Below are 10,900 nucleotides of genomic sequence, written 5' to 3'. Positions count from 1 at the left end.
TGAGTATATCATTGACCGATAAAACTCATCTTCGAGACCTCTTTGAGAGAACTAAATTTCAAAATGACAAAGAACGTTTTAGGCTTAATGAGCCAAATTTGTTTAATTATTAACGTCCCAATTTTAATGGGACACTAGTGATAAACAGTATAAAATTAACGGAAATAGTAACAATAACAATCCAGACGCAAATTATAAATCGTTGCTATTGAAGGGGGCACTATTTCATCATGTCTGGTAATCGGTTTTATCGCGATCTTCCTCCCAATTTTCAGGATTTGAAATGATATAATTGCAAATGCGTTCAAACGATTCGTTGTTTCAGATAATCTGATCGTGATACCGTGATTGCCAGGCAAATTCAGGATTTGTTTTTCGGGCACGTGTTGTTACCCCAATTTTAAAACCACGTATTATTGATGCCAAATTTTTACGTTGCGGGCCAAATTGGTTGGCCGGCGGTGGCGTTGTTGGTAGAGACGCAATGCATTGCATCTCTACGGTGCCATCCGCGCCGTTTCCATTGCCGCCGTCATCGTCATCGGTATTATATTGATTTTTACCAATTATAATAATGGCATGAAAATGATTCGGCATAATAATGTATTCCCCCATGGTTAAATTCATATCGCGGCGCAAATCAAATGTTTTTAACCATTCGGTTTCAGCAATTTCCCCAATTGCCGATAATTGCATTTCCCCATCCATAATATCACCAAAATAATGTTCCCGGTTTTTGGTGCAAATGGTAACAAAATAGGCCGCATTACGACCATAATCCCAATTTTGCAAACGGGCAGACGAAATGCGATATTTATTTCTGAATTTGTCGGGCATAATTTATCAATATTGGAAAGGAACGCGATGGAATCGTGCACCCTCCGCTGGTGCGAATCGAAAATCAGCCTCAGCTAATTTGTAATCCTTGCCATTGCTAAAATCAATACTATTTCAATGCCGACTGGACATTAAATTCCTTTACCCAGGTCATTCCTTCACCACTCATAACTTCATTTCCAAGTTCAATGTCTGCAATCAACAAACTATCAGAAATGAGTTTCTCATGAATAGCATAACGAAGAAGTTCAAGCGCATTAATCGTTGTTTTAAAACCGAAATTCTTTGCTTTAAATGAAATATACACCCATCGATTCCTGTTAGCTCCGGATGTATCATACCAGTTCTTTTCATACCATACTTCCCAGGTTTCGCCTGCTACCGTTACCTCACCATATTTGCGCCCTGCCGGATTAAACAGGCCCGCTGTTGCATAGGTCCAAAACATTATTTCAGCTGCAATAATTGATTGGTTGGGTTGTGAACCTGGATTTGGTTCTCTTATTAACCACATACTGGTAGCCAGATTGTAATTTCCGTTGGAGCTTGTTTCTACATCAATGGAAACATTTAATTTCTTTAATTGCGATATTGTCATAGGAAACCTGTCGTCGAACTTTGGCTCAGGAGCCCAGGGCGAGGCCCCCACCTTAATCTGAGGATAACCATAGATTGCTCTCCTTCCTTTAGGCCACGACCATGACCAGCCATAAATCGTTGAATCACCTTCCGTTTTTTTCTCGATGCATTGACTCCATTTTTTATTACCGGCTGCCTGTTTATTCCATACATTATTGGTAATTACGCCATGTTCAGTTATTACTGTTGCATAATCGTGGCAAGTTACTGTAATTGAACCAGGTTTCGTCCACTCATTTGTACCCGACTTATTTGATGTCTCCAAAAGCTGATTTTTTCTTTCGGAAACTTTTTCCTGTTTTTTCTCACATGATATGCACCATATTGAAATTACAAGTAAAAAGACAAATAACTTTTTGATTTTTTTAGTCATAGTAAAAGCTTCTTTTTTTTGTTTAAAATTTGTACTAGCGGTTGGGACATGTCCTCCGTGCCTCAGCTGATGCGAATCGAAAATCAGCCACAGTTAATTTATAATCCGCACCTCAGCCAACGGCTGAAAGTTAGTTCATTTCAATTCTCCCGAATTGCACTGCGATTGTTAATCGGGGCGGGCGGGGATTCACTATCAACCCGAGATGAAGTTGGAACGGGCTTAACCCACTCCAATTAAGACTTCACTGCTTTTTGCCATATTGCGTGTGTGTGCCGTTATTCCTAATTTCAGGACTTGGTAAACTTTCCAATACCTCTCCAGCTCCTTTATATAATGGTAATCCGAGTAAATTTGGATGGCTACAATGAGTCGGTAAAGGGAAACTAAATTGAGAAATATCTTTTGCTGCTACAAAAAACACCCTTCTCCTTTTTTGAGGAGTTCCATAATCAGCTGAGTTTAATTCTTTATAAACTACATTGTAGCCTATTTCTTTATAGGATTCCCTAATCAATTCTAACATGTTTGCTGATTTAACTTGTGTTAATCCGTAAACATTCTCCATAATTACGACTTTTGGCTGCAATAATTTCACCTGCTTAATAAAATCAGAATATAAGCGCCCTAGTGGGTCTTTTATTGCCTTTTGTTTTCCTGCAACACTAAATGGTTGACAAGGTGGTCCTCCAATAATAATATCGGGTTTATCGCCGATAATTTCAATGACAGTTTTGCTTGATAGTTCTCTAATATCTTTTCTAATAAAGTTCCAATCAGGGCGATTAGATTTTATTGTATTTTCAGCCCATTCTTCAATATCAGAAGAGAATAAAGTTTCGAAATTAATACTTGTATCTGAAACATTTTCAAAACCCAAATCCAGCCCACCTGCACCTGTAAAAAATGAAGCAATCTTAATTGTTCCTTTTTCCCCAGATTTTAAAAGATATTCTTTAACCGAATTTGCAACTGCCGAAGCGAGATTAACAGGCACAGCATTACCTATTTGCTTTTGAACTTGACCTAAGGTCCCTTTAAATTCCCAATTAACAGGAAAATCCTGCAAGCATGCTGCTTCGCGAGGAGTAATGTACCTATCTTCATTTGGATGTACAAATTTATTAAAAATAAATGCCGTTACAGTTAGAGCTGGAACATTATACTCAAGTCTATATAAGCGCATATTAGGGCCACCTGTTTTTTTATCTCCCTTTCTAATGAAACTTTCATGTTGAAGATGTGCAGGCAAGTCACCCATTTTACCTCCTTGCTTTAGGTGTTTAAATCGCTCTAGAACGATTCCTTCATACTCTCTTGTTATATGATTTTGAATATTATTTGTCATCGAATTATTGGAGAATCTAAAGTTATTAAATGGTCAAAAATATATCTTAAATCATCCTTATTAATGTATTCCAAATCACCCTCTCTAACTAGGGAATTATCTTCGCCCCATAAAATATTAACGAATGGGTCAACATATTCACTACCATGCCTTAATGCAGGTAAATTTGAGATTAGTGCAGTTTCTATATTCCTGTTTTTATAATTCGAAACTCCGAGCTTAAGAGATTGATAAATACCCTTTTTAATATCATCAGTTCTATCCATGCCTGCACTCGTCTTACTATCGCTTATTGACTCTTTTGAAGGCCAATTATCTCTTTCTTTTGCAATTTTTGGAGGCCCTCCCGATGCATTTGCTAAATAGAAATATGATGAGTCTCTATCCTTTTGTGAATAAGCTCTTTTTGCTTCAGTCCATATTTCAAGCATTTTTTCAATATCATTGCTATTGCTTTCATTTTCTAGAAAATCGGCTACTTGCTTAAAAGGCCAATATTCACTCTTAATTTGTCCCAGAGGAATATATAATTGATTATGCATATAAATGGCAGATTCAAGTTCTCTAAATTGAGAAGAAGTCAAGTTTCCAGAAATATGCTCTTTATCTTCAATATTTGATTTTAATATTAATGGAAATGTCAATAAGGGGGCTGATTTTACCTCGGCTAAAATTATTCTATCTTCATTGTCAATCAATTTTGCATCTGCAACTTCAGTTCCTCCAATACTATAAACTTCCTTAAATTCATCAAAAATAATTTCAACAAATTTAAGTATCATTTCGCTACTCAATTTGCCTAGAGCTCCAGATTGAGGCTTCGCCGCTTTCTGATATTGCCAAATATTTGATTTTTCATAACAAGGACTACATAAATTTATAAAGCCAATATGACCATTAAAACCATCTGGGCAGGAAGGACATGTTTGCATATGCTTCTCTAGTCCTGATGTACTGTCAATGTAGGCAAGAGACATGCACAAATCAAAAGCAAATGTCCTATATTCATTCGTTTTATTTTTAGCCCATGTAATAATCCTTTCAGCTTCTGCTTTCCATGGATAATCAACTAAAGGCTCTTTTAAGTTATAATCATTCATATCAATTATATCAACTAACAAAAGTAGTAATTAAATAATTATTTCTATCTCTTCATTCAACGCGAACGGCTCTCCCTTATGGAACACAACCTACATGGAACTGGAACCCAACAAGCAGGATTATTTTTCTATTGTCGGGTTGGGTTATCCGTCCATTTTGGGTGTGGAACCCAACTTTATGTGTAAATCCAATATTCGGGTGCGTGATCAATGCGTAACGGTTTTTATTCGGAGCTTAAAGTTAGCATAATAACGAATTAAAACAACACGGGTTTAAATCCCGAACCTGCTATTCTTCTGCCTCTATTCTAGTCGTTTGTAACGACATTATAAAAATGGCATTATAAATGCCAGGAGACCTTGCCCCTCGTTACAAACGAGGGGTAGCCAGAGGCCCGGAGCAGAACCGGGGGCGCGATTGTTTTCGAGATAAAAGTTAAAAAGCGATGTTATAGTTATGCTTGTAAAAAAACATGCTTACGTTTTCTCAAAAAACACACGTCTTTTTTAAAAAAACACACTACATTTTTACAAAAACGTAGTGTGTTTTTTGTATGCTTCTGAAAAGCCCTGTTATCAGGCCTTTTCGTACTTCATGTTTTTAAGCTGGTTTTTCAGCTCGGCACCGGGTGTAAAAATGGTACGGGCGGCTTTAACCGACTTTGCCGATACCTTATCGGCAGTGTCTTCGCCATTACTCGAAATACTTATACGCAGGCTGCCCAGGTCGCCCAAACGAACAATCTGGCCGTCGGCAAGTGCATCTTTCATCACATCCACCATGGCGTAAAGCACCGCGCGTATATCGGCACCACTAACCGTACTCACTTTTTCGATGCTTTTGGTGAGTTTGGTCAGCGTCATATCGCCACTCGACTGTGCCGAAGCATAAAACTTTTTTTCGCCACCACCGGCAACTCCGGGTTGGCCTTTCTCAATAACTTTAAATTTAATAGACATAATTGTATGTGTTTTAATTTAACATTTCCGCCGTTAGGCGGGGAATTTATATTATTGTATTTAGTAGTGAGTACTTAGATTTGAGTATTTAGTATTAAGAAGCTTATTCGCGTCTATTTACTCACTTTCTATTCGTATACCTTGCCTGGTAATTTTATTCAAACTTTGTTCGTTAAAAAGCGGTGTGTTTTCAATTATTTTAGTTATTTATTGAATTTTATGTGTCTGCAATTTTCAGTATGACAACAGGTTAAACAATTGTTGAAAATAATAATATTTATTAAAGTTATAAAACTTTTTTACTAAATAATTTTGTAAAATCGGTTTATAAATGGAAGCAGAAGGCTGTTGAATGTAGGTTCTATGGGCTTTTCGGCCATATGCAAATTTGGGGTACATGGCCTGAACATTTTTTAATTCAACCTGCGGTACTTCGTTGGGCACTTCCCCACCTGCTTGTTAAACATGCCAGTAGTAAGCAGTGAGACCTTAGTAGTGAGAGAAAAAGCAGAATGATTTTCAATACTCAATTCTCAATACTTTGTACTCTGTACTCAATACTTTGTACTCAATTCTTTGTACTCAATTCTCTACAATTTCAGAAAATAACACAGAAAACAGCTACACTTTTTAAACCTAATTAAGATATTAGCGTCTTATATTGTTATTAAGAACATAATTCAACATGAAACTAGTAGAAAACAGATTTTTTGAAGGAGAACGCCCCTTATTTGCAGCAAAAGGTTTACACATTAAAAAAGTTGAAATCGGTACAGGAGAATCGGCCCTTAAAGAAGCAAGCAACATAATAGCTACCGCTTGTACTTTTAGCGGGAAATACCCGTTTTGGCACAATACAAACAGTATTATTGAGGACTGTTTGTTTACTCCCGGAGGCCGGGCAGCTATTTGGTACTGCAAAGACCTGCGAATGGTAAATACCCGTGTGGAAGCACCAAAAATGTTTCGCGAAATTGACGGATTGTACCTGAAAAACGTAGAACTTACCGATGCCCAGGAATGTACATGGTGGTGCCGTAACATTGAATTTGAAGACGTAAAGGTGACCAATGGCGATTACATCTTTAAAAACAGCGAGAATATAAAAGTTGAAAATCTTACACTTCAGGGAAACTATGGTTTTCAGTACGCAAAAAATGTTGAAATCCGAAACTCGCACCTCAACTCAAAAGATGCTTTCTGGAATACCGAGAATGTAACGGTTTACGATTCGGTGATTGACGGTGAATACCTGGGCTGGCACTCGAAAAACCTGCGACTGGTGAACTGTGTAATTGGTGGAACTCAGCCCTTGTGTTATGCACAGAATCTGGTGCTGGAAAACTGTAAGATGAAAGCGGATGCCGATCTGGCATTTGAATACAGCTCCTTAAAAGCCGAAATTTCAAGTCCGGTTGCCAGTGTAAAAAATCCTTCCACCGGCGAAATTATAGCACATAGCATTGGCGAAATCATCTTCGACGAACACTGTAAATGTCCCGGGGGCTGCGAAATCAAAGTTCAAAGCGAAGTAAACGTTAAAGGACTATGCTAAACAAAATCGACAAGAAATCAATACAAATCATTTTTGCCTATTTTCTCATTTATGTGGTTTGGGGTTCAACCTACTACTTCATCGGTTATGCATTAAACGACTTCCCTCCTTTCCTGCTTGGTGCAGTACGCTTTTCGATTGCCGGAGTTCTTCTGCTGGCATGGCGTTATTACAAAGGGGTGAACGTATTTGAGAAAAGCCTGGTAAAAAAATCGGCAGTTAGCGGCCTCGTACTGTTGTTTATCGATATGGCGGTGATTATGCTGGCGCAAAGTTATGTAACCAGCAGCCTGGTTGCCATTATCGCGTCCTCCACTACCATTTGGATACTGCTGCTCGATTTCCCCATGTGGAAAAAGAACTTTAAAAATCCGTTTACAATCGGCGGAATCATACTTGGTTTTCTTGGGGTTTTACTTTTATACCTGGAACAATATCTGAACGAAAATATCGCCGACATTCATAACATAGGAATCTACATCCTCATATTCGGGTGTATATCCTGGGCTTTGGGTACGCTTTACACCAAATACTTTTCGATGCGCGAAACCAGCACCGATGCATTTGCAGGAGCAGCCTGGCAAATGATATTTGCGTCCATTATGTTTTGGATTTTCTCAACATCGCTTGGAGAAATGGCAACTGTAGAAGCCAAAGAGATTTCAATATCGTCGTGGGCAGCAGTTGTTTACCTCATTATTTTTGGTTCCATATTCGCCTACACCGCATATATCTGGTTGTTAAAAGTTCGTCCGGCCGCCGAGGTGGCTACTCACGCCTATGTAAATCCGGTTATTGCGATAATACTCGGCGTATCGCTGGGAAACGAACTGGTTACCGGAATACAAATTGGCGGTCTGGTTCTTATTCTTGCAAGTGTAACACTGGTGCAGCTTAACAAGCTAAGGTTAGTCAGAAATAAAACGTTATGAAAAATAGAGATTTAGGTGTCGAATGAAATTAAAAATGAACAAAGCATGAGATACGAGTAGAAAGTAGTGAGTAGTGAGTAGTGAGAGAAGAAAATAGACACGAATAGCTTCTCTGTACTCAAATCAAATTCCAAAATAAGTTTTTAAAAACTAAAGGAACTACAATTATCCCGAAATTTCGGGAGAAAGGTTTTAACCAATAACCGGGAAAAAATATGAGCCATATACCTACCCCGCTTTCTTCGCGCGAACGTATTGATTACATGGACTTGCTGAGAGGAATCGCAATCTTCGGCATTCTAATCGCCAATTTAAGGTGGTTCTCGCTTTATTCACCACAAGTGAGTGGAATGTTCACTTATGAAGAAATTGATCATGTAGTATACCTTCTGCAAGGCATTTTTATCGAAAGTAAATTTTATACCATCTTCAGTATCCTTTTTGGCTGGGGAATAGCACTTCAGATCAAACGTTCGAAAAAAGATGATGCCTCTACCGCCGCCTTCCTTCGCCGACGACTCTGGTTTATGATGCTTCTGGGCGGAATGCATATGTTTTTTATCTGGGAAGGCGACATTGTATTTCTATACGGATTGGTTGGTTTTGTATTGGTAGCACTCCGAAAATATTCCAACAGCACCCTGTTAACCACCGGTATTCTTATGCTTTTGTCTCCCGTTTTACTTTATTTTCTGAAGATGAATTGGCCGTGGGTCAACTACCCTTCCGACTATTTATACAGCCTTGGAGAAAAAATGTACCAGCACTTTGGCTGGATTGACCAGGACACCAGCAGAACGGTTGTTTTGAGCGAAAGTCCTACCATCATGTCAAACATTAAAATTACCCTGGCTGATGCGCCTTATCGTTTTGCCTATTTGTTTGCCGTAAGCCGTATTCCGAAAGTACTGGGAGCCATGTTAATTGGTTTTTATATGGGCCGAACCAATTTGTATTCAAAAATAATGAAGCACAAAAAAGTGGTATTCAAGGCAACCATTGCTGGATTGATTGTTTTTGTTCCGCTCAACTACTGGCTCGAAGGTGTTCTGAAAAATGAACAGGCCTATTATCAGCATCAAATCGAAGGTTTGTATTATACCATTGCTGATTCACTTGTGGTGTTTCCTTTGGCTTTGGTGTACATGATGGCATTGGCGTTGCTGTTCGAAAAGAAGTGGATTCAGATAATTCTGAACCCGGTGCTGGCTGTCGGTAAAACAGCTTTCAGCAATTATGTGTTTCAGAGTATAATCGGAATAATTCTGTTTTACGGAGTTGGTTTTGGTCTGGCGCAGCAATTTGGTCCGCTGGCCTGGACAATTGCTGCGGTAATCATATTTGGTTTCCAAATCATCTTAAGCAATTTATGGCTGAAATATTTCCGCTTTGGCCCATTGGAATGGATATGGAGAAGTTTAACCTACCGGAAAATCCAACCACTAAAACTTGCAAAGCATTAATTGAGGATGTAAATTCAAAGTGAAAAGCGAAGTAAATAGTTAATTATGCAACACAATTTCGACGAAAAAATAGTACGCAGAGGCACCAATTCATACAAATGGGATTCAAAAACCAACGATGATATTATTCCGCTGTGGGTGGCCGACATGGATTTTAAAACGGCACAACCAATTATCGATGCACTGACCAATCGTGTGCAGCACGGCATTTTTGGATACACCAAAGTGCCCGATGCCTATTACAATGCGGTTATCAGCTGGTTTAAACGCCGGCACCATTTTACAATCGAAAAAGAATGGATGATCTACACAATTGGTGTGGTTCCTGCCATTTCGGCAACCATTCTGGCTCTTACCGAACCCAGAGACAAAGTAATTGTACAGGAGCCGGTTTACAATTGTTTTTTCTCGTCGATTCGAAATAACAAATGCGAAAGTTTTTCCAACGACCTGATCTACAAAGACGGCAAATACACCATCGATTTCAACGATCTGGAGAAAAAGGCTGCCGATCCGAAAGCCAAAGTGATGCTATTATGCAACCCGCATAATCCGGCAGGCCGCGTTTGGACCAAGGATGAACTGGATAAAGTTGGTGAAATTTGTTTCCGAAATAATGTAATCGTAGTTTCTGATGAAATCCATTGCGATTTGGTGCACCCTGGATATACGCACATACCATTCGCATCGCTGGGACAACGGTTTTTAGAGAACTCGGTAACCTGCGTTGCTCCCAGTAAAACCTTTAATCTGGCGGGATTACAGATTGCCAATATTTTAACCTACGACGCCGAGATTCGCAAAAAGATCGATAAAGCGATCAATATTAACGAAGTTTGCGATGTGAGTCCGTTTGCCGTTGAAGGATTAATTGCCGCTTACACACACGAAGATTCGGAAAAATGGCTGGATGATTTACGAGCATACTTGTGGAATAATTACCTGTTGGTAAAAGGTTTCTTTGCAGAGAACCTTCCACAATTCCCGATTTTACCACTTGAAGCTACTTACCTGGTTTGGATCGACACTTCGGTTTTAAACATTAAATCGGAGAAGCTAACCGAATTGCTGATAGAAAAAGGAAAGGTTTGGCTTAACGAAGGAACGGTTTACGGCAAGGCCGGAGAAGGTTTTATGCGTCTAAACATTGCCTGCCCGCGTGATGTTTTACAGGAAGGACTGAACAGATTAAAAACAGCATTCGACCAAATTACGGTTTAAAACATTACAAGATAATTGTAAGGATCAATAATAAAATTCAAACAACTAATTACGAGGCGTTTAATCTCTATCCGGGCTTTACAAACATTGTTTCAGAGCAATTGTAAAAAATATAAACTAGTAGAATTTAAGCAGAATCAATATATTTGCACCGGATTTGATAAAGTTGTTTGTGCAACAATCCTCACATTTTGTTGCCGGTTGGTTAGCCAACACAAATAAACATCAATCCAACGTTCTGTATTATAACGTAATACTATTTCTACTGGGGCTGACTGGTTTTGACAGCGGGTAGAAGAGACAGGTAAGCATGTCGGGTTTTGGTTGTTGACCCGTTAAAAATAATGATCAAAACCATAATTGGCGAAAATAATTACGCTCTTGCTGCGTAATCTAACAATTTAGATTACACTTAATTCCGAAACAAGGTTTTGGAACAAGACATCGCCCGGATGCTAATGCTTTGAAGCGG

The 10,900-nt window shown here is 38.8% G+C and carries 9 protein-coding genes and 1 other RNA gene; 5 read left to right on the top strand and 5 right to left on the bottom strand.

The features are described from left to right. Positions 1-321 precede the first annotated feature (321 nt). From ABZB17_RS15530 to ABZB17_RS15510, 5 genes are all read right to left on the bottom strand, one after another. Positions 322-837: a transposase gene (locus ABZB17_RS15530; protein WP_372651349.1), complete on the bottom strand. Its 516-nt coding sequence runs from the start codon at positions 835-837 to the stop codon at positions 322-324. Between the two features lie 109 nt (positions 838-946). Continuing rightward, entirely contained in the window at positions 947-1,741 is a 795-nt protein-coding gene (locus ABZB17_RS15525; protein WP_372651347.1) for a hypothetical protein, read from the bottom strand. 352 nt (positions 1,742-2,093) lie between these two features. Continuing rightward, complete coding sequence (gene dcm, locus ABZB17_RS15520) at positions 2,094-3,197, bottom strand: DNA (cytosine-5-)-methyltransferase (protein WP_372651345.1); 1,104 nt, start codon at positions 3,195-3,197, stop codon at positions 2,094-2,096. Then, entirely contained in the window at positions 3,194-4,318 is a 1,125-nt protein-coding gene (locus ABZB17_RS15515; protein WP_372651343.1) for a hypothetical protein, read from the bottom strand. The genes dcm and ABZB17_RS15515 overlap by 4 nt, the downstream gene beginning before the upstream one ends. A gap of 555 nt (positions 4,319-4,873) precedes the next feature. After that, positions 4,874-5,257: an HU family DNA-binding protein gene (locus ABZB17_RS15510; RefSeq protein WP_372651341.1), complete on the bottom strand. Its 384-nt coding sequence runs from the start codon at positions 5,255-5,257 to the stop codon at positions 4,874-4,876. A 685-nt stretch (positions 5,258-5,942) separates the two neighbouring features. Between ABZB17_RS15510 and ABZB17_RS15505 the strand changes: the two genes are divergently transcribed. From ABZB17_RS15505 to ssrA, 5 genes are all read left to right on the top strand, one after another. Next, entirely contained in the window at positions 5,943-6,812 is an 870-nt protein-coding gene (locus tag ABZB17_RS15505; protein WP_372651340.1) for a DUF3737 family protein, read from the top strand. After that, the gene (locus ABZB17_RS15500; RefSeq protein WP_372651338.1) at positions 6,806-7,744 is read left to right on the top strand and encodes an EamA family transporter; all 939 of its coding nucleotides are present in this window, start codon (positions 6,806-6,808) and stop codon (positions 7,742-7,744) included. The genes ABZB17_RS15505 and ABZB17_RS15500 overlap by 7 nt, the downstream gene beginning before the upstream one ends. Positions 7,745-7,959: 215 nt before the next feature. After that, on the top strand, positions 7,960-9,207 hold the full coding sequence (locus ABZB17_RS15495; RefSeq protein ID WP_372651337.1) for a DUF418 domain-containing protein: 1,248 nt from the start codon (positions 7,960-7,962) through the stop codon (positions 9,205-9,207). A gap of 45 nt (positions 9,208-9,252) precedes the next feature. Then, positions 9,253-10,428 (top strand): MalY/PatB family protein, encoded by a 1,176-nt coding sequence (locus tag ABZB17_RS15490; protein WP_372651336.1) that lies wholly within the window; start codon positions 9,253-9,255, stop codon positions 10,426-10,428. 267 nt (positions 10,429-10,695) lie between these two features. Next, positions 10,696-10,900: a transfer-messenger RNA gene (gene ssrA, locus ABZB17_RS15485) on the top strand; the annotation flags it as partial.

It is taken from the genome of Draconibacterium sp., assembly GCF_041583095.1.
Classification (GTDB): domain Bacteria; phylum Bacteroidota; class Bacteroidia; order Bacteroidales; family Prolixibacteraceae; genus Draconibacterium.
Note: the sequence above shows the minus strand (reverse complement) of the source record. Positions and strands in the feature narration are given on the sequence as shown.

Bases quoted from the DNA above. Each gene is read 5' to 3' on its own strand.
- ABZB17_RS15530 (WP_372651349.1), bottom strand. From the start codon at position 837: ATGCCCGACAAATTCAGAAATAAATATCGCATTTCGTCTGCCCGTTTG.
- dcm (WP_372651345.1), bottom strand. From the start codon at position 3,197: ATGACAAATAATATTCAAAATCATATAACAAGAGAGTATGAAGGAATC.
- ABZB17_RS15510 (WP_372651341.1), bottom strand. From the start codon at position 5,257: ATGTCTATTAAATTTAAAGTTATTGAGAAAGGCCAACCCGGAGTTGCC.
- ABZB17_RS15505 (WP_372651340.1), top strand. From the start codon at position 5,943: ATGAAACTAGTAGAAAACAGATTTTTTGAAGGAGAACGCCCCTTATTT.
- ABZB17_RS15500 (WP_372651338.1), top strand. From the start codon at position 6,806: ATGCTAAACAAAATCGACAAGAAATCAATACAAATCATTTTTGCCTAT.
- ABZB17_RS15495 (WP_372651337.1), top strand. From the start codon at position 7,960: ATGAGCCATATACCTACCCCGCTTTCTTCGCGCGAACGTATTGATTAC.
- ABZB17_RS15490 (WP_372651336.1), top strand. From the start codon at position 9,253: ATGCAACACAATTTCGACGAAAAAATAGTACGCAGAGGCACCAATTCA.